The following is a 19276-nucleotide window of genomic DNA, read 5'->3' as shown; positions in this document are numbered from 1 at the left end:
GATGACCGACCAACTCGCTCATGACAACACCGACGGGGAAGCCCGCAAGGATGCCGGCTTCTCGCTGCTGGAAATCCTCATCTCAATCACCATTCTCGGCCTGCTCGCGACCATCGTCGTGATCAATGTCCTGCCGGCCCAGGACCAGGCGATGGTTCAGAAGGCGCGCACCGATATAGCGACGCTGGAGCAGGCGCTGGATGCCTATCGTATGGACATGCGTGAATATCCGTCCTCCGAGGCCGGGCTGGTGGCGCTGACCACGGCCCCGCGTGACGCCGGAGCGCGCTACCGCGAAGGTGGCTATATCCGCCGCCTGCCGGATGACCCCTGGGGCAATCCCTACCAGTATATCTATCCGGGCCGGAACGGCATGCTGGACATTTTCTCGCTTGGCCGTGATGGCCGTGAGGGGGGCGAGGGCCTCGATGCCGATATCGGTAACTGGCAGGGCTGATGCCGGCAGGTCCGACATATCGCGGCCGGGACGCCGGTATCTCGCTGATCGAAATTCTCGTCGGCGTCTCGATCCTGGCGGTCGTGGCCTTTGCCGTGAGCCTGTCGATGGCGCCGGTTCGTTCGCCCTTGCAGGCGTCGACCGACGCGCTCGCGGCGCGGCTGCAGGTGGCCAGCGAAGAGGCGATCATTTCCGGCGCGCCAGTGGGTCTGGTGATCCATGATTTTGGAACCGGCTATGGCTTCTACCGCTATGTCGACCGGCGCTGGTGGCCGCTCGCCGATCATCCGGCCCTGCAGTCGCGCGTTCTGCCGGACAGTGTGCGCCTGATTGCGCGTGACGCGATGTACGTCGCTCGCGATACAGACGAAGCGAATGAAGCGAGCGAGCAGGCCGGTGCCATCCCGGTGATCTGGTTTGATCCGGCCGGCCTGACCGAACCCTTCCGCCTGCGCCTTGAAGCCGCCGGCGAGGCCATTGATCTGGACTGGCAGGCCTCGGGCGGGCTGGTCGTGCTCGACGGGCCCGCGTCATGACAGCGTCGCGGACCGATACCGGCTTTTCCCTGATCGAAATGATGGCGGCGCTCGCCGTGATCGCCATTGCCGGGCTGGCTTTGATGAGCCTGACCCAGACGACCACCCGCAATGCCTCGGCCGTGGAGCGCCGGGCGCTGGCCGCGCTGGCGGCGGAAAACCTGCTCAATACAGAATGGTTGCGCGAGGGCATGCCCGAGGCGCGGTCGGGCCGCTACGAGCTGGGCGGTATCGCCTATGACTGGCGCACCCGGGTCGCCGAGACCGGCGAGGCGGGTTTCGTGCGTATCCACCTGGAGCTGAGTGAGAGCGATCAGGAGCAGGTCCTCGCGTCGCTCGACACGTTTCGCCGGGTGACGCCATGACCCGGATCCAGCCATCCCCACAAGCCGGCTTCTCGCTCACCGAAGTCCTGGTCTCGGTCTTCATCTTCGCCATCATCGGCTCGATCTCGGTCGGGCTGATGGCGTCGAGCCTGTCGGCGCAGGAACAGAATTCCGATGTGCTCGACCAGGCCGCCATGCTGGACACTACCCGCGCCCTGTTGCGTGAGGATCTCGGGCAGGTGGTGCTGCGACCGGCGCGCGATGCCGAAGGACGTACGCTGACCGCCCTGTTCGCCGGAGATGTGGACGGGGTGGACCGCAGCAGATTCGGTGACGACGCGCGTTCCGGTGACACCATTCTCACCCTCACCCGCCGTGGTCGGTCCAATCCCGGCTTGCTGCGTCCGCGGTCCAGCCTGGCCCGTGTCGACTATGTGCTGCGTGACGGCAATCTCGTGCGCCGGATGATGCGCCATGTCGATGGCAGCCAGCCTGTCGATGATGGCGAGATCGTGCTGGTCGCCGGGGTCAGTGATGTCGAGCTCGATTTCCTGGTTGGCGCGGCGTGGACGCGGCGGGTGATGCTGAGATCGGTCCAGGGCGAGGCCGGACTGCCACGCGCCGTGCGCCTGCGTTACAACGCGCCGCGCCTGGGTTCCGTTGAACATGTCGTTCTGACTTCGGGGGCGGGCGGATGATCGGGCGTCCCGTTGACTTGTCCCACCGCGAAAGCGGGGCCTCGCTGGTCAGTGCCCTGTTGCTGGTCGCGGTGATGGCCTCGATGGCGATGATGCTGGCTGGCGAGCTGCGCGCCTCGCTGCGCCGCTCGGCCAATATGGAAGTGCGTGACCAAGCCTATTGGTATGCGATCGGCGCGCGCGAATATGCCAGCGGGCTGATCGGCGCTGCCATGGATGATCCGGCCACCGCGCTGCGCCCTTACGCCGCTTGGCTAAGTGGAGCGCGCGATTTCCCGATCGAACGGGGTGTGCTGTCCGGACGCGTGCGTGACGGCAATAACTGCTTCAACATCAATGGTCTTGTCGTCGATGACGGGCAAGGCGATCTGGTGGTCGATGCCATCCAGCAACGCCGCTTCGAGCGCCTGATGACGGCTGTCGGTGTGCCGGCGACCGATGCCGGACGGATCGCGGCGGAGGCCGGCGACTGGATCGACAGCGATGTCCGTCCGATGGCCGGTGGCGCCGAGGACGAGATCTATACCCGGCTTCCCACACCCTATCGCAGCGGCAATACGCTGATGGCCGAGCGCGAGGAATTGCTGGCCCTGGCCTCGATGACCCCGGCACTCTATCGCCGGATCGAGCCGCTGGTCTGTGCCCGCCCGGTCGCCGCGCCGCTGCCGCTCAACATCAATACGATGGCCGCCGACGACTGGCCGCTTCTGGTCGCCCTGTTCGATGGCGAGCTGGGTCGGGTCGCGGTCGAAGGCCTGTTGCTCGGCCGACCGGCGTCCGGTTTCGCGACGGTCGAGGCGTTCTGGGCGCTGGAGGCGATCCAGGCGCTTGATCCCGATGCGACCCTGCGCGAGGCGATCGGTCTGGAAACGCGGTACTTCTCGGTCGAGGTGGACGTCCTTCATGACGGTCAGACCTATCATCTCGACGCGCTGTATGAATGGACAGGCGGTTCGCTGCCGACCCGTCTCAACCAACGTTATGGACAAGTGACATGAGCCAGGACCTGATCCTGAAACCGACAGGTGAAGGCGCGATCGCCTGGTCGGTCGTTGACCGGCGCGCAGGGACCCGCCTGCATGAAGGCCGGCTGGCGTCAGGCGACAGCCTTCCCGACGGTGTCGCGGATGCGGTCGACCGCACGCTCGTCCTGCTGCCCGGTGAGCATCTCCATGTGACCCGGTTGGCGATTCCGGCAAAGTCCGAGCACCAGGCGCGGCAGGCGGCGCCCTTCCTGCTTGAGGACGAGCTCGCATCGCGTCTCGCCGAGACCACCATTCTGCCCGGACCGCGTTCCGATGATGGCCATCGCTGGGTGGTCGCGGTCGCAACGGACTTGCTTGAAGGCTGGCGTGAGGCGCTGGCCCCGATAATCGTCCGCCCTGCCTTCATCGTGCCGGACAGCCTGGTGGCCGCCGAAGCTGGCGCCGCCCTGACGCTGTATGACCGCGGTGACGCGATCCTGTTTGCCCATGACCCCGACGCCGAAGAGCCGGCCAGCCCGCTCGCCGGCGTGATGGACACGGCGCTGTTCGGGTCGGTGGTGCAAGCCCTGGTCAAGGCGGCCGGGAGCGGGGAGATTGCCGTATCGCGCTCGCTGGGGCTGACCGGCGCCAATTTCCGCGCTATCGGCCAGGGCGGGATCGACCTGCGGGCCAGCGCCATGGCGGCTGGCCGCCTGGAGGCTTTGCCGCGCCTGTTCGGGGACAGTTTCGCCTCGGCCATGGACTGGTCGGCTCTTGTGCGTCCCCTCCGTCGCCCGTTCTTGATGGCCGCCGGCCTGTTGCTGGCCTTCTGCCTGCTGATCGGTGGCGAGACAATCTATTATCGTGTGCAGTCCGAGCGCTTTGAAACTGCGACCTTGGCCGAGTTCAACCATGCCATGCCGGAGGTTGGTCGCGCGGTCATTCCGGCTGAAGCTGAACGTTTGCTGCGCGCCCGCGTCGAGCGTCTGTCCGGTGATGGTCAGTCCGCATTCCTGCAGCTGGTTTCGGCGCTGGACGAACTGACCGACGGTAATGACCGCATCCGTATCGATCATCTCCGCTTTGATCCGGCCCGCTCAGCCCTGTCGGTCGGTGCGACCTGGTCAGACTTCTCCGATTTTGACGATCTCAATGCGCGCGCCGAACAGCTCGGGCTGCGTCTGGAGGATGGCGGTGCCCGCGAGAGCAGCGCCGGCATCGAAGGTGAATTCGTGATGAGGCTGCCATGATGACGCGTTTCGCCCCGGTGCGGGCCTGGTGGGAGGGCCTGTCCAGCCGTGAGCAGGTGATGATGGCGGTGCTGGGCGCGCTGGCCATGGTCCTGCTGGTCAGCTTGCTCATCATCCAGCCGCTGCTGGGTGCCCATGAACGCGCTCGCGACAGCTATGCCGCGTCGATGCGCCTGTATCGCGCGGTCGAAACCGATGCCGACACCCTGCAAGTCCTTGCGACAGAGGTGCCTGTCAGTCCTGTGCCGGACCAATCCTTGCGAGCCGTGGCCGGTTCGATGGCGTTGCGCCACGACATCGCACTGGCCCGCATGGTGCCCGGCGAGGATGGTGGGCTGACCGTCAATATTGATCGCGCCGAAACGGCTGCGGTTCTGGCCTGGCTGGTCGATCTGGACCAGCGCTATGGTATCCGCGCCCAGGCCTCGACGCTGGACCGGGACGCCGACGGCTTTGTTTCCGCGTCCTTCGTGCTCAGCCGCGGGGGTGCCTGATGATCGGTCGTGTCCTGCTTGTTGTCGGTCTGCTGCTTGTCTGGCTGATCGCGTTGATGCCGCTGAAACTGGTCGCGCTGGCGGCGGGCGGGGCTCCGGTTCTGGGCTATCGCGATGTGTTCGGCACGGTCTGGGACGGGCGGGTCTACGGGCTTGAACTCAACGGCGTACCGGTCAGCGAACTGGACGTATCGCTTGATCCGCTGGCCCTGGTGACGGGCCGGATTGGCGGTGAGTGGCGCGTCAGCGACCGCAGCCTGCGCGGCTCCGGCACGGCCCGGCTGTCCGGCTCCGGCTTGCAGCTGGAAGCGACCCGGCTGGTGGTCACACTGGAGCGACTGGGGCTCGACGCGATACCCGGTCTGGATCCCCGGGAACGGGTTTTTGTGAGCCTTGATCGTCTGGACTACCGCGACGGCCGTTGCCACCAGGCATCCGGATCGGCCCGTACAGGCGCCTTGATCGGACTGGCCCGCCTGTACGGACAGGACGGACCCGACCTTGCCGGCGAAGTCGGGTGCGAGGACGGGCGTATGGTCCTTGACTGGGTGGGCGTGACGGAGGGGCTCTCGCTCGAAGGCAGGGTCAGCTTCCGTCCGGAAGGCTATGACTGGCAGGCCAGTGTCGAAACAAGCTGGCCGGACTTTGCCGAGGCACTGGCGCTGGCCGGTATGCAGCGGGACGGTAGCGTCTGGATCGCCAGCGGCACGGTCAGCCTTGATGCCGGAACGGGCGATCAGAATCCGGGATAGAGCCCCGGCCCGTAGGCGCGGTGCAGCCAGCCGGCGAGAAAGCCCAGCGCCAGCCACGGACCGAAGGGCCAGGGCTGGCTGCCATCGGGCAGGCGCCGCTTCAGCAGCGCCAGAATGCCGATGAAGACCAGCGCGCTGGCGGTTCCGATCAGCACCATCAGCGGCAGCAGCCAGCCGCCACACCAAGCCCCGGCGGCGGCCATCAATTTGGCATCGCCCCGACCAAGCCCGTCGCGACCGCGCAGATGCCGGTAGCCGACCTCGATGGCCACGAAACTGCCATAGCCCAGCGCGGCGCCGATCAAGGATGTCCATGGAGACCCCAGCCAGACCGTGTTCAGGATGACACCGGCGAGGGTCAGCGGCAGGGTGCCGATGTCCGGAAGGCGGAAGCTGCGCGCGTCAATCCAGGCAAGCCAGGCAAGGCTGGAGATGAGGACGACTGTGGCGAGGTGAATGTGAATCATTCCCGTCCTGTCACAAAAGTGTAATACGCATGGGCCACAAGGTCTGGACTCAACAAGGGACGACACCATGACAGACGCCGCGCTGGCGCTCCAAGCCGAAAATCTCCGGATGACATTCGGCGAAACCAAGGCGCTCGACGATGTCAGCCTGAGCGTCAAGTCGGGCGAGATGGTCGCGCTGATCGGTCCGTCCGGATCAGGCAAGTCGACCCTGTTGCGCGTCGCCGCGGCCCTGCAGGTCGCGGACGCGGAAAGCGGACCTGTCGCTGTTCTCGGCAAGACCATGCAGCAACGTGGCAAGTTGTCGGGCGGTGTGCAGCGCAACCGGATCCAGCTGGGTTTCATCTTCCAGCAGTTCAATCTGGTCGGTCGCCTGTCCCTGTTCCAGAATGTGCTGGTCGGCGCGCTCGGGCGTCTGCCGACCTGGCGCGGCGTTCTGGGCATCTTCCCCGATGACGTCAAACAGTCCGCCATGGATGCGCTGACCCGCGTTGGCGTCGAAAGTTTCGCCGCCCGCCGGGCCTCCAACCTGTCCGGTGGCCAGCAGCAACGCGGTGCCATCGCCCGGGCCCTGGTCCAGGGCGCGCAAGTCCTGTTCGCCGATGAACCCATCGCCTCGCTCGACCCGGTCTCGGCCCGCAAGGTCATGGAGACCTTGCGCGAGCTCAACCAGGATGACGGGCTGACCGTGGTCGTGACCCTGCACCAGGTCGACTACGCCCAGCGCTTCTGCGACCGCATCGTCGCCCTGAACAAGGGTCGGATCGTCTATGACGGGCCGGCGGACGGGCTGTCGCGCGACAAGCTGATTGAAATCTACGGCCCCGAATTCGAGACGGCCTTCGAAGGCGGAGACGCGTGATGAACACGATCCTGACCCACCCATTCCGCCTTCTGGCCAAGGCCCTTCTGGTCCTGACCGTGCTGTCGCTGGCCGCCTGTTCGGGCAGCGCCAACGAGCCGCGTTCGGCGACCGGAGTCGATGCAGCGTCCAATCCGGCTGACGGTGAACGGCGCGTCCTCAATTTCGGCATCATCGCCACCGAGTCCTCCTCTACCCAGGAGACCAATTGGCGACCCTTCATCGAAGCCATGTCGGAATGGACCGGCTACGACATCGAACCCTACTACGCGTCTGATTATGCCGGCGTGATCCAGGCCATGCGCTATGACAGCGTGCAGTTTGCCTGGTTCTCCAATTTCTCCGGCCTGCAGGCCGTGCGCCGGGCCGGCGGCGAAGTCTTCGCCAAGGCGACCTATCCGGACGGATCCGAGGGTTATCACTCGGTCCTGCTGGTGCCCAATGACAGCCCGGTCCAGTCGCTGGAGGACATTCTCGCCTGTGACGGCACTCTCGATTTCGGCATGGGGGATCCCAATTCGACCTCGGGCTATCTGGTCCCGTCGGCCTTCATCTTCGCGCCGCGCGGCATTGATCCGAACGAGTGCTACAACTCGGTCCGCAATGCCAATCACGAGGCCAATGCGGTGGCGGTGGCCAACGGGTTGATCGATGTCGGCACCAACAACACCACCAACATGATCCTGCTCGAGCGCTCGCGCCCGGACATGTATAACCGGCTGCGCGAGATCTGGCGGTCGCCGATGATCGGCACTGATCCGATCATCTGGCGGGCCGATCTGGATGTCGAAGCCAAGCAGCGCCTCCAATACTTCTTCATGAATTACGGCCGCATGGGCACAGCCGAGGAGATTGCCGAAGCGCGGGCCATCCTCGATCCGCTCTATTTCGGTACATTCCTGCCAGCGTCAAACGCCCATCTGGACCCGATCGTCCAGCTGGAAATCGTGCGCGACATGACCAATGTGCGCAACGATTCCGAGCTGACCGACGAAGAACGCGCGACCCGGATCGCCGAACTCGAGGCACGCCTGGCCGCGGTAGAGGCCGGCAATTCCGGATTGACCAGCCAGGGCAATTCCTTCGAGCAGATGACCGAGGCTGCCGGCAATCAGCCGCTCTCGGCCGAAGAGGGCGTCGACTGGCTGATGGGCGGCATTCTGCTGATCGTCGCGGTTGGTGGTCTGGTTCTGCTGCTGTGGGCCTCCTCGCCACGCGGACCGGGTCCGAAAGTGCCGTTGATGGAGCGTATCGCCAATGCGGTGATCGCGGCCGGTACTGTGGTCATCCTGGTCTGGAGCTTCAATTCCGCCGATATGGACCGTGCCTACCTGTTGGTCGAGAATGCGGGCGACATGGGCGAGTTCATTTCCGGCTTCCTGCCCGATGACATAGCCGACGCCTCGTCGCGCGCCAGTTATTGGGAAGCCCTGTCGAGCGGCCTGGAAGAGGCGATCCCGCAAATGGTCGTGACCGTGCAGATCGCCATCTGGGGGACGTTCATTGCGGTGGTGTCTGCCATACCCTTCGGACTGTTGAGTGCGCGCAATGTGGCACCGGCCTGGGTGGTTCAGCCGGTGCGGCGATTGATGGACGTGTTCCGCTCGATCAACGAGCTGATCATTGCCCTGGTCTTCATCGCCGCCGTCGGTCTCGGACCGCTGGCCGGTGTGATGGCCCTCGCGGTGCACACGACCGGCGTGCTGGCCAAGTTGTTCTCCGAGGCCGTCGAGTCGATCGACCATGGCCCGGTCGAGGGCGTTCGCGCCACCGGTGCCCGGCCGATCCATGAAGTGATCTGGGCGGTGATTCCCCAGGTCGCGCCGCTGTGGACCTCCTTCGGCCTGTACCGTTTCGAGTCGAATGCACGTTCGGCCACAGTGCTTGGACTGATCGGGGCTGGCGGTATCGGGCAGATCTTGTTCGAGGCCGTCCGTGCCTTCGACTACCAGCGCACCGCCGCCATCGTGATTGTTATCGTCGTTGCGGTCAGCGCGATTGACATGATGTCGCAATTGCTGCGCAAGCGACTGACCTGATTTTACGGGGATAATCGAAGAAAGCCCGGGGCGCTGGCGTCCCGGGCTTTTTTGTGGTCGCCGGCGATTGCAACAAAGGTGTCATCGAGCCGTAGCAAAACTGTCATCGAGTCGAAGTACGAGTTTTCGCGAAATAGCGAAACTGTAGCAAAAGCTTCACTCAACCGACGCCCCTTTGACACATTCTGCCTATAGCGCAGCTAATCAGAGCGGTGTCCTGATGATCAGGATTGCCATCGTGACCCGACGTTTTCTTGCGAGCACCCTCTTGGCTGCCAGCGCTGCCCTCATCGCCACTGCCAATGCTTCCGCCCAGGAGACGGGCGGATGGGAGTTTGACGGTGTGCCGTCCTGGTCGGATCCGGCCAGCGGCAACAGCTTCACCTTCCGGGGCCGTGTCTATCTGGACTATGGCGATATCGATTTCGAGACCGGCGCGGTCGGCACCAGCTATTCCGACAGCGAGATCAGGACGGCCCGCCTGGGTGTCACCGGTACGTTTAACGGTATCGATTATGTCGCCGAATTCGACTGGATCAATGAGGCGATCGCCGCCAACGACGTTTACCTGACCTTCGATCTGGAGGGGTTCGACTTCAAGATCGGCCACATGAAGACTCCCAATTCGCTCGATGAGCAGACCTCCTCGCGCTACATTTCATATATGGAGCGCGGACTGGGCACGGACCTGTTCGGCCTCGATCGTCGTGTCGGGGCGACGCTGGTCCGCTCGGGAAGCAATTACAGCCTCAGCGCCGGTGTCTTTGGCGGCCGGCCGGGCGACCTGTCGGACTCTCTGGAGCTGGATGACAGCTCGGCCATCGCGGCCCGTGCGACGCGGACCTTCACGCGTGGTGAGGCCACGGTGCATCTGGGCGCCTCGGTGCGTCATCTTGATTATGGCGATGCCGGCACCCGTGTCCGTGTCCGCCCGCAGACCCACATTACGGATCGCGTCGTCACCGCCGATTTCCGTCCCGGTCGTCCGCTGGGCGAAGCTGAAACTTCTTTATTCTGGGGACTGGAAGCTGCCGTCATCAATGGCCCCTTTCACGCCGAGGCGGAGTGGATGGACATGTCGCTGGACGGCCCGGCTGGCGATCCCGACTTCAACACGCAATACGCCAGCATGGGCTGGTTTCTCACCGGGGAAAGCCGCTCCTATTCGGCCGGCTCGGGCAAGTTTGGTCGCACGCGTCCCGCCACCACCGTCTCCGAAGGCGGACCCGGTGCCTGGGAGGTCGCGGTGCGCTATGATCGCGCCGACCTCGACAGTGTCGCCGCGGGCGAACTCACCAATTGGACCCTCGGCGTGAACTGGTATCTGGAAGACCATGTTCGCATCATGGCCAACCTCGTCGACGGCAGCCTTTCAGTCCCGGGCGCAGCCGACACCGACGTGTCGGGCGCACAGCTTCGACTGCAATGGGATTTCTGATCAACCCGGGCCCGGCCTGGCCGTGCCCGCATCGTTTGGTAGCAAGGAATTGAAGACATGAAACTCCAGGCTCAACTCGCCGCCGCCCTCGCGGTCGTGGCGATCGCTGGTGGCGCCGAGGCGCAACAGCGTGAACAGATCCGCATTGTCGGCTCTTCGACCGTATTCCCTTTCTCGACGGCTGTGGCCGAAAGCTTCGGTGCCAAGACCGGACAGCCGACCCCGGTGGTCGAATCGACCGGCTCGGGCGGCGGTCTGCGCCTGTTCTGTTCCGGTGTCGGCACCGAGCATCCGGACATCGTCAACGCTTCGCGCCGCATGCGCGGCTCGGAATATGAGCGCTGCCAGCAAAACGGCGTGCGCGAGATCACCGAAGTGCGGATCGGTTTTGACGGCATTGTCATCGGTGCGGCCGATCGCGGTGCGGCTGATGTCGACATGACCCTCGATCAGGTCTGGCTTGCCCTGGCCGCCGAAGTCCCGGCCGATGACAGCTGTTCCAGCTTCATTCCCAACCCGAACACGCGCTGGTCGGACATTGACCCGTCGCTGCCGCGTCAGCGTATTGAAGTCTTCGGCCCGCCGCCGACCTCGGGCACCCGTGACGCCTTTGTCGAGCTGGCCCTGCAGGATGGCGCCCGCCACATCGCCTGCATGGACGCGCTGCGCGACATTGACCGAGACCGTTTCGAGCAGATCGCCAGCCGCATCCGTGAGGACGGCGCCTGGATCGATGCCGGCGAAAACGACAATGCGATCGTCCAGACCCTGGTCAACACGCCGACCGCCTTTGGAGTCTTCGGCTTTTCCTTCCTCGACCAGAACTCCGACCGCATCTCGGCGGTCTCGATCGACGGCGTCGCACCGGAATTCGAGAATATCGCTGACGGCAGCTATCCGGTCTCCCGCTCGCTCTTCTTCTATGTGAAGAACCAGCATGCGGCGATCATTCCGGGCCTGGCCGGCTATGTCGAGGAGTTCACCTCCGAGGATTCCTGGGGTGAGTTCGGCTATCTCACAGACCGCGGCCTGATCCCGCTGCCCGACGCCGAACGCGACGCCACCCGCGACGCCGCCGTCAACCTGACCGCAATGACGCAGTCGCCGGAATAGGTCTCGCTTCTCGATTGCTATCAAGGGGGCGGCCCTAGTGCCGCCCCCCTTTTTTGTTTGTAGATTGATTTTAACTAAAACCTAAATAAATTGACCTCCGGATTAAATTTTCTGCGAGGAGGTTTCGCATGCCAAATCCATCCACCCCGCTTCTCATTCGCGTCGGCGTCTGCGGGCTCGGGCTCGTCCTGTTCGCTGGCCAGGTCGATCTGTCGGCCCTGTCATCACCGGGGCCCGGGGTGGGCACCCGGATGGCCGCTGGACTGGTTGGCCTGATTGCGCCGGCCTTCTTTCTGTGGGCTGTGTGGTCCGTTGCCAATGTCCTCGCCGATCTCGACCGGGGGAATGCGTTCGACGAGGCGATGATCCGGGGTCTTCAGGCGATGGGCGCGTCCCTGATGCTGGGTGCGGTGGCAGTTGTGATTGTTCAGCCGGGCCTCATCTACCTGATCGGCAATGGTTTTACGCAGATGCGCGGAGTTGAGTTCGCGCTTGATGTTAATGCGCTGGCGATCGCGCTCGTGGGGTTGGCGCTGGTCTTGCTGGCGCGTCGCGCGGCGGTGATGAAGGCGCATCTGGACGGATTCGTCTGATGCCGGTCCGCGTCACACTTGACCTTGTCCTCGCCCGAAGACAGGTGCGCGCTCGCGATGTCGCCGAACAGATCGGCATATCCGAAACCCAGCTGTCGCTGCTGCGACGCGGACATGTGCGAGGAGTCCGCTTTGACACCCTGTCCCGGCTCTGCCTGGTGCTCGAATGCAAGCCCGCTGACATTCTCGACTATGAGATCGATTCAGCGGACCTGGACCGGGACGGCGACTGACCCCTAGTACAGCGTCTTGCGCTTGCGCAGGCGGCGCCAGAAGCGGCGGCGTTCGGGTTTGGGGTGCGGGGTGAGATTGGTAATGAAGTCGATCGCGCACTGTCGCCAGGAGTGTTTCTCGGCATGGGCGCGCGGCGCTGCGCGGTCGATCTCGAGGCAGTCCAGGCAGGCCTGGCGCAGGTCGTCATTGATGAAGCCACCGCCCGAACCGGGAATGATGTCCTTGGGCCCGTGCGCCGGGAAGGCCGCGACCGGGGTGCCGCACCCCATCGCTTCCAGATTGACCAGGCCGAAAGTGTCGGTCCAGCTGGGGAAGACGAAGACGTCGGCATCGGCAAACCAGCGCGCCAGCTCGGGGCCGAATTTCGGCCCCGGGAAGACGGCGTCGGGATAGCGTTCCTGCAATTCTTCGCGCTGCGGACCGTCACCGACAACCACCTTGGTGCCAGGCAGGTCGAGCTTGAGGAAGGTTTCGATATTCTTCTCGACCGCGATCCGGCCGACATTGACGTAGATCGGACGTTCAAGGCCAGCATAGACATCTTCGCCGCCGATGAAGCGCTTGTCGGGATTGAACAGGTCGACATCGACACCGCGCGCCCAGGCAGTGAGATTCTTGAAGCCGCGTCCGGCGAGATCGTCACGCATCGACGGCGTCGTGACCATCACCCGGCCCGAGGCATTGTGGAACCAGCGCATGAAGGCATAGCCCAGGCCGACCGGGATGAAGGGGAAGCGGGCATTGATGTATTCAGGGTATTTGGTGTGGTAGCTGGTGGTGAAAGGCAGTTTCCACTTCACGCAGATGCGCCGCGCCGCCATGCCCAGCGGTCCTTCCGTGGCGATGTGGATGGCTTCCGGCTCAAAGGCCTTGAAGCGCTGCGCGATATCCTTGCGGGCGCCCAGCGCCAGCTTGATCTCCGGATAGGTCGGCATGGGAATGGTCTTGTAGCCGAGACCGGGATGGATCACCTCGACCTGGTGACCCATGGCGCGGGCTTCCTCGACGGTACGGGACAGGGTGCGCACGACCCCGTTTACCTGCGGCTCCCAGGCGTCGGTAACCAGCATGATGCGTTGCGGTCGTTCGTCGCCGCCATTTCCGGTGTCGATGTCGGCCTCCGTGTCCAGATCGGCATCGGTGTCGGGTGACTGGGTTTCGTTGGCGTCGGTCATGGCATCCTGTATCGGGTCGGGCGCGTGGAGCACCGGGCAGGTCCGGTTGTTGCGCTGCGGATGTAGCGGAACGGGTCCGCAATGTCAGCTGTCAGCATAGCGGCGAATGCCGCAGCTTGAAGCGAAGAAAGCGGTAGACCGGCGGGGCGGCTGAAAAGCAGCAACATCGAGCCGGGAGACTTCGTCGCCGGCGACGGTTTAGCGGGCAAGAAATTTGTGATCAGGCCGGGCTTGTACCGGTCGCCACGCAATGTTTGTCTCGAAGACGAAGGGCGTTCGCTGTTTGGTCCGCCCAAGGGATGTGAGTGCGAAGACAGACGAGCGGAAGACTTCGCTTGCTCTTGTCAAAACGCCATACCATTGTCCGCGCCAATCACTTGCCCAACAGGGAGTTTCCGCCATGAATGTCCAGGCCCGTGACATGATGCGATGGGATGATCTTGATGCGGTGAAATTCGCCGACGAGACGGCGAGTGTCCGCGACCTGGCGGCGGCCACCGGGCTGGACGATGCGGCGCAGGCGCGCGTGCGTGATGCCGCGGTCGAGCTGGTCAGGACTGCGCGCGAGACCACCAAGGCGCGCGGGCTGATGGACAGCTTCCTGCAGGAGTTCACCCTGTCCAACCGTGAGGGGCTCGCTCTCATGTGCCTGGCCGAAGCACTGCTGCGCGTCCCTGACGCGGCCACTGCTGACAAGCTTATCGCGGAACGGATTTCGGACGGCGCCTGGTCGGAGCATATGGGGCGGTCCGAGAGCTGGCTGGTCAACGCCTCGACCATCGGGCTGATGCTGACCGGAAACATCATCGATGTCGAACCGGAGGCGCGAAAGAGCCCCGGCACTTATCTGCGCAAGCTGACCCAGAAAATGGGCGAGCCGGTAATTCGCGCCGCCGTCTTCCGTGCCATGGGCATCATGGGTGAGGAATTCGTGCTGGGGCGGACCATCAAGGAAGGCCTCAAGCGCGCGAAGAAGGGTGAAGGTGAGTTGTGCTCCTTCGACATGCTGGGCGAGGGCGCCCGCACGGCCAAGGACGCGGCGCGCTATCACAAGCGCTATCTCGAAGCGATTGCCGCAGTTGGAAAGGCCCGCGAAGAGGGCCCGGTCGAACGCGTGCATGGCGTGTCGGTCAAGCTCTCCGCCCTGCACCCCAAATATCTGGCGGTGAAGGAAAAGCGGGTGCTCGAAGAGCTTTACCCGCTGGTGCTCGAACAGGCGGTCGCGGCGAAGTCGCATGATATCAGCTTCTGCCTCGACGCCGAGGAATCCGACCGTCTGATCCTGTCGCTGAAACTGCTCGACAAGCTGGCGCGCGCGCCGGAACTGGCCGGCTGGAACGGGCTTGGGTTGGCGGTGCAGGCCTACCAGAAGCGCGCCCGCCAGGTGATCGAGACGCTGATCGAGCTGGGCCGGGCCAGCGAGCGTCGCTTCATGGTCCGTCTGGTCAAGGGCGCTTATTGGGACAGTGAGATCAAGTTCGGCCACCAGAATGGCTGGCCGGACTTTCCGGTCTGGACCACCAAGCCGGCGACGGACCTCAACTATCTCGTTTGTGCCCGCGTCATGCTGGGGGCGCCGGATGCGATCTATGGCCAGTTTGCGACCCACAACGCCCATTCGTTGGCCGCCGTGCGGGAACTCGCGCAGCAGGCCGGTGTCGACTCCTACGAATTTCAGCGATTGCACGGCATGGGGGATGCGCTCTACGCGGCTGACGGTCAGCTGAACCCTGACACACCGGTGCGGGTCTACGCGCCGGTCGGCAGCCATGAAGACCTGTTGCCTTATCTGGTCCGTCGTCTGCTTGAGAACGGCGCCAACACCTCTTTCGTACACTCCTTCCTCGATCCCGAAGTTCCGGTCGAGCAGGTCGCCGGTGGTCCGTTCGAGGCGGCCGCGACAATCGACCGTCATGCCAAGATCGCGCTGCCGCGCGATCTTTATGGTGAGGAGCGGGCCAACTCGGACGGGTTGGATCTGGCCCAGGCTACGGCCCGTAATCGCGTTGCGCGGGCCCTGGAGGCTTTCAATCGCGAAGACCAGCTGATGGCGTCACCCCTGGTGGCCGGACATGCGGTCGACGGTGCCGCGCATCAGGTGATGTCACCGGTCGATATGAGTCGCCAGGTCGGAGCGGTGGTCGACGCGTCCGTCGAAGATGTCGACACCGCGTTCGACAGTGCCGTTGCCGCCCAGCCGGGCTGGGACCAGCGCGGGGGTCGGGCGCGCGGCGCCATCCTGCGGGCCATGGGCGATGCCATGGAAGCGGATATGGACCGGCTGCTGGCGATCATGGCCGTCGAGGCCGGCAAGACCCTCGCCGACGGCATCGCCGAAGTGCGCGAGGCGGGCGACTTCTGCCGTTATTATGCCGCTCAGGCCGAGCGTGAATTCGACAGCGCCGTACGGCTGCCGGGTCCGGCGGGCGAGACCAATCATCTGGGCATGAAGGGGCGGGGTGTCTTCGTCACCATCAGCCCGTGGAATTTCCCGCTGGCGATCTTCGCCGGCCAGATCGCCGCTGCCCTTGCGGCCGGCAATACCGTGCTGGCCAAACCGGCCGAGCAGACTCCGCTGATCGCCTTTGAGGCCGTGAAGATGTTTCATGCCGCCGGTCTGCCAGCGGACGTGTTGCACCTCCTGCCGGGCCGCGGGGAGATCGTTGGAGCAGCATTGACCACGGATCCCCGGACCGCCGGTGTTGCCTTCACCGGTTCGACCGAGGTCGCGCGCCTGATCAATCGGTCCCTGGCCGCCCGTGAGACCGCGATTGCCCCGCTGATTGCCGAAACCGGGGGTCTCAATGGCATGTTCGTCGATACCACCGCCCTGAAGGAGCAGGTCATCGACGACGCGATCAACTCGGCCTTCGGATCGGCCGGTCAGCGGTGTTCGGCTCTGAGGGTGATCTTCCTGCCGGAAGACACTGCTGACGAGATCATCGAGGGGCTGGCCGGGGCGATGGACGAGTTGCAGATCGGCGATCCGAGCGATCCGGCAACCGATGTCGGTCCGGTGATCGACAATGAGGCCCGCGAAATCCTGCTGCGCCATGTCGAGCGCATGGAGGCCGGCGCGAAAATCATCAAGCAGATCGATGTCGGCGACAAGTTCGACAGCGGCTTCTTCTTCGGGCCGACGCTGGTCGAGCTGCCGTCGCTGGACCTGCTTGAGCGCGAGGTGTTCGGCCCGATTCTCCACGTCGTCCGCTACAAGCGCAAGGAATTGTCGGCCATCGCCGCCGAGCTTGCCGACAAGGGCTATGGTCTGACCCTCGGCATCCATTCACGCCTGACATCTTTCCACAGGCAAATTCAGTCGCTGGTGCCGGCTGGCAATATCTACGTCAATCGCAACATGGTGGGCGCTGTTGTCGGGGTCCAGCCATTTGGCGGAGAGGGCTTGTCTGGCACGGGTCCCAAGGCGGGCGGGCCACACTATCTGCACCGTTTTGCCGGCGAGCGGACGGTGTCAATCAACATCGCGGCGCAGGGCGGTGACCCGGAACTGCTCAATCTCGAGTGAGCCGGGGTTAACGGCTGTTAATCCTTGTTGGACACGCGGATGCGCCCCGTTAACGATGTGTGACGGGGCGCATATCTTATTAGCGGCTTGTTAACCAAAAAATCCGCTCAAGGATCATTCTCCCCGTTGACCAGCGCCCCGGCTTTGATCCACTATATGTTGGGTCGGCTGGCGACAGCGACACACTATACAGATTTTCAGACGACCTTTGGGTTTGTTCGGTGCGCAGCATTGGGGCTGTCGCAGCAGGGATTTTTTGCCTCGGGCTTGGGGAGTAGACTTACCATGACGCCAATGGATACAGCCGCAAAACAGACACCGGACGACGCCCGGCAGACCGTTTCCACGACCCGTCGTGGCAAGCCCAAATCAACGACGTCGAAACCGGCGGCTGACACCACGCACCTGCGCGTCGTCGAGAGTGTCCGCATTGACCGTTCGCGCGATGCCTTCCTGACCGAGTTCGGCAAGAAGACCCTGGAAGACCGCTATCTCCTGCCCGGCGAGAGCTATCAGGACATGTTTGCCCGCGTCGCCACCGCCTATGCCGATGATACCGAACACGCCCAGCGTCTGTATGATTACATCTCACAGCTCTGGTTCATGCCCGCGACACCGGTCCTGTCCAATGGCGGCGCCGATCGTGGTCTGCCGATCTCGTGCTTCCTCAATTCGGTCGGCGACAGTCTCGACGATATTGTCGGCACCTGGACCGAGAATGTCTGGCTCGCCTCAAATGGCGGCGGTATCGGCACCTATTGGGGCGATGTCCGTTCGATCGGCGAGAAAATCGGCGAAATCGGCCAGACCTCCGGCATCATTCCCTTCATCCGTGTGATGGACAGCCTGACCCTGGCAATCTCGCAAGGCTCGCTGCGCCGCGGATCGGCCGCCGTCTATCTCGACATCCACCATCCGGAAATCGAGGAATTCCTCGAGATCCGCAAGCCGTCCGGCGACTTCAACCGCAAGTCCCTGAACCTGCACCACGGCCTCAACATCTCCGACGCCTTCATGGAAGCCGTGCGCGATGATGAAGAGTTCGAGCTGAAATCCCCGAAATCCGGTGAGGTCGTCAAAACGGTCAACGCTCGCAAGCTGTGGCAGAAGATCATCGAGCTGCGCCTGCAGACCGGCGAGCCCTACATCATCTATTCGGACACAGTGAACCGCGCCCTGCCGGCCCACCAGCGCAAGCTGGGCCTCAAGGTGCGCCAGTCCAACCTGTGTGCAGAAATCATGCTGCCGACCGGTTTCGACCAGAACGGCAAGGAGCGTACCGCGGTCTGCTGCCTGTCTTCGCTCAATGCGGCGAAATACATGGAGTGGAAGGACAATCCCGATTTCATCGAGGACATTTACCGCTTCCTCGACAATGTGCTGCAGGACTTCATCGACCGCGCCCCGGCAGAGATGGACCGCGCTGTCTATTCAGCCATCCAGGAACGTTCGGTGGGCCTCGGCCTGATGGGCATGCACACCCTGTTGCAGCAGATGAATGCGCCGTTCGAGAGCGCCATGGCCAAGTCGTGGAACCTCAAACTGTTCAAGCATATCCGCACGGCCGCCGACGCCGCCTCGGTGAAGCTGGCGGAAGAACGCGGCGCCTGTCCGGATGCCGAGGCCTCGGGCGTGAAGGCCCGCTTCTCGCACAAGCTGGCGATTGCCCCGACCGCCTCGATCTCGATCATCTGTGGCGGTGTCTCGGCCGGCATCGAGCCGATCCCGGCCAATGTCTACACCCACAAGACGCTGTCGGGTTCGACCACGGTCAAGAATCCGCAACTGGAAGCTGTGCTGGAAGCCAAAGGGCTCAACACGCCGGGCATGTGGGCGTCGATCCTGGAAGCGGAAGGCTCGGTCCAGCACCTGGATTGCCTCGACGAGCACGAGAAGGCGACTTTCCGCACCGCTTTCGAGATCGACCAGCGCTGGGTCATCGAGCACGCCGCCGACCGTACGCCCTATGTGTGCCAGTCGCAGTCGCTGAACATCTTCCTGCCGGGTGATGTCGATAAGTGGGACCTGCACATGCTGCATTGGTCAGCCTGGGAGAAGGGCGTGAAATCGCTCTACTACTGTCGCTCCAAGTCGATCCAGCGGGCAGCCTATGCCGGCTCCGAGAAGAAATCGGACGCTGAAGCCTCAATGGCCGAGGCCGCCCCGACCGACTACGAAGAATGCCTCGCCTGCCAATAGGTGTGGCGGGCACATCGCCGGTCCGACCGAGGGGGTAGGAGCGGCAGAAAAGGGGCGCGGCAAGGCGCCCCTTTTTGCGTCTGGCGTCGCGCTTTTCGCATTGCAGCAAGCCTTTCATTGGACCCGGTTCGCGGGCACCGTTAACCTTTTCG

At 63.9% G+C, this 19276-nt stretch carries 18 protein-coding genes; 16 read left to right on the top strand and 2 right to left on the bottom strand.

The window, feature by feature from the left end:
* The first annotated feature begins 1 nt into the window (after position 1).
* The 8 genes from gspG to ACN0X9_RS09820 are packed head-to-tail and all read left to right on the top strand — an operon-like array spanning position 2 to position 5478.
* Positions 2-457: a type II secretion system major pseudopilin GspG gene (gspG, locus tag ACN0X9_RS09855; protein ID WP_011642324.1), complete on the top strand. Its 456-nt coding sequence runs from the start codon at positions 2-4 to the stop codon at positions 455-457.
* Positions 457-993: a GspH/FimT family pseudopilin gene (locus ACN0X9_RS09850; RefSeq protein ID WP_417487432.1), complete on the top strand. Its 537-nt coding sequence runs from the start codon at positions 457-459 to the stop codon at positions 991-993. Before gspG ends, ACN0X9_RS09850 begins: the two co-directional genes overlap by 1 nt.
* The gene (gene gspI, locus ACN0X9_RS09845) at positions 990-1358 is read left to right on the top strand and encodes a type II secretion system minor pseudopilin GspI (protein WP_417487431.1); all 369 of its coding nucleotides are present in this window, start codon (positions 990-992) and stop codon (positions 1356-1358) included. The genes ACN0X9_RS09850 and gspI overlap by 4 nt, the downstream gene beginning before the upstream one ends.
* Positions 1355-2017, top strand: a complete 663-nt coding sequence (locus tag ACN0X9_RS09840; RefSeq protein ID WP_417487430.1) for a type II secretion system protein GspJ — start codon at positions 1355-1357, stop codon at positions 2015-2017. Before gspI ends, ACN0X9_RS09840 begins: the two co-directional genes overlap by 4 nt.
* Positions 2014-3015 carry a type II secretion system minor pseudopilin GspK gene (gene gspK, locus ACN0X9_RS09835; RefSeq protein WP_417487429.1) on the top strand — a complete coding sequence of 334 codons (1002 nt, stop codon included), beginning with the start codon at positions 2014-2016 and terminating at the stop codon, positions 3013-3015. The genes ACN0X9_RS09840 and gspK overlap by 4 nt, the downstream gene beginning before the upstream one ends.
* The gene (gene gspL / locus ACN0X9_RS09830) at positions 3012-4232 is read left to right on the top strand and encodes a type II secretion system protein GspL (RefSeq protein ID WP_417487428.1); all 1221 of its coding nucleotides are present in this window, start codon (positions 3012-3014) and stop codon (positions 4230-4232) included. Before gspK ends, gspL begins: the two co-directional genes overlap by 4 nt.
* Positions 4229-4726 (top strand): type II secretion system protein M, encoded by a 498-nt coding sequence (locus ACN0X9_RS09825; protein ID WP_417487427.1) that lies wholly within the window; start codon positions 4229-4231, stop codon positions 4724-4726. Before gspL ends, ACN0X9_RS09825 begins: the two co-directional genes overlap by 4 nt.
* On the top strand, positions 4726-5478 hold the full coding sequence (locus ACN0X9_RS09820) for a type II secretion system protein N (RefSeq protein WP_417487426.1): 753 nt from the start codon (positions 4726-4728) through the stop codon (positions 5476-5478). Before ACN0X9_RS09825 ends, ACN0X9_RS09820 begins: the two co-directional genes overlap by 1 nt.
* Here the strand turns inward: ACN0X9_RS09820 and ACN0X9_RS09815 are convergent.
* Positions 5463-5945 (bottom strand): prepilin peptidase, encoded by a 483-nt coding sequence (locus ACN0X9_RS09815; RefSeq protein ID WP_417487425.1) that lies wholly within the window; start codon positions 5943-5945, stop codon positions 5463-5465. The two genes, ACN0X9_RS09820 and ACN0X9_RS09815, sit on opposite strands and share 16 nt — an antisense overlap.
* Positions 5946-6012: 67 nt before the next feature.
* On the opposite strand from ACN0X9_RS09815, the gene phnC reads away from it, so the two are divergent.
* The 6 genes from phnC to ACN0X9_RS09785 all read left to right on the top strand — a co-directional run bounded on the left by phnC (position 6013) and on the right by ACN0X9_RS09785 (position 12223).
* On the top strand, positions 6013-6807 hold the full coding sequence (phnC, locus tag ACN0X9_RS09810; RefSeq protein WP_417487424.1) for a phosphonate ABC transporter ATP-binding protein: 795 nt from the start codon (positions 6013-6015) through the stop codon (positions 6805-6807).
* Positions 6807-8846, top strand: a complete 2040-nt coding sequence (phnE, locus tag ACN0X9_RS09805) for a phosphonate ABC transporter, permease protein PhnE (RefSeq protein ID WP_417487423.1) — start codon at positions 6807-6809, stop codon at positions 8844-8846. Before phnC ends, phnE begins: the two co-directional genes overlap by 1 nt.
* 238 nt (positions 8847-9084) lie before the next feature.
* The gene (locus ACN0X9_RS09800; protein WP_417487422.1) at positions 9085-10284 is read left to right on the top strand and encodes an OprO/OprP family phosphate-selective porin; all 1200 of its coding nucleotides are present in this window, start codon (positions 9085-9087) and stop codon (positions 10282-10284) included.
* Positions 10285-10341: 57 nt separating this feature from the next.
* Positions 10342-11397 (top strand): substrate-binding domain-containing protein, encoded by a 1056-nt coding sequence (locus ACN0X9_RS09795; protein ID WP_417487421.1) that lies wholly within the window; start codon positions 10342-10344, stop codon positions 11395-11397.
* A gap of 128 nt (positions 11398-11525) precedes the next feature.
* The gene (locus ACN0X9_RS09790) at positions 11526-11990 is read left to right on the top strand and encodes a hypothetical protein (protein ID WP_417487420.1); all 465 of its coding nucleotides are present in this window, start codon (positions 11526-11528) and stop codon (positions 11988-11990) included.
* On the top strand, positions 11990-12223 hold the full coding sequence (locus tag ACN0X9_RS09785) for a helix-turn-helix domain-containing protein (RefSeq protein WP_417487419.1): 234 nt from the start codon (positions 11990-11992) through the stop codon (positions 12221-12223). The genes ACN0X9_RS09790 and ACN0X9_RS09785 overlap by 1 nt, the downstream gene beginning before the upstream one ends.
* Before the next feature lie 3 nt (positions 12224-12226).
* Here the strand turns inward: ACN0X9_RS09785 and ACN0X9_RS09780 are convergent, their stop codons facing one another.
* The gene (locus ACN0X9_RS09780) at positions 12227-13294 is read right to left on the bottom strand and encodes a glycosyltransferase family 4 protein (RefSeq protein WP_417487441.1); all 1068 of its coding nucleotides are present in this window, start codon (positions 13292-13294) and stop codon (positions 12227-12229) included.
* Between the two features lie 505 nt (positions 13295-13799).
* Here ACN0X9_RS09780 and putA point away from each other — a divergent pair.
* Positions 13800-16925, top strand: a complete 3126-nt coding sequence (gene putA / locus ACN0X9_RS09775; protein ID WP_417487418.1) for a bifunctional proline dehydrogenase/L-glutamate gamma-semialdehyde dehydrogenase PutA — start codon at positions 13800-13802, stop codon at positions 16923-16925.
* Between the two features lie 285 nt (positions 16926-17210).
* Positions 17211-19124 (top strand): ribonucleoside-diphosphate reductase subunit alpha, encoded by a 1914-nt coding sequence (locus tag ACN0X9_RS09770; RefSeq protein ID WP_417487417.1) that lies wholly within the window; start codon positions 17211-17213, stop codon positions 19122-19124.
* Positions 19125-19276: the final 152 nt, after the last annotated feature.

The organism is Maricaulis sp. (assembly GCF_048268525.1).
Taxonomy (GTDB): domain Bacteria; phylum Pseudomonadota; class Alphaproteobacteria; order Caulobacterales; family Maricaulaceae; genus Maricaulis.
Note: the sequence above shows the minus strand (reverse complement) of the source record. Positions and strands in the feature narration are given on the sequence as shown.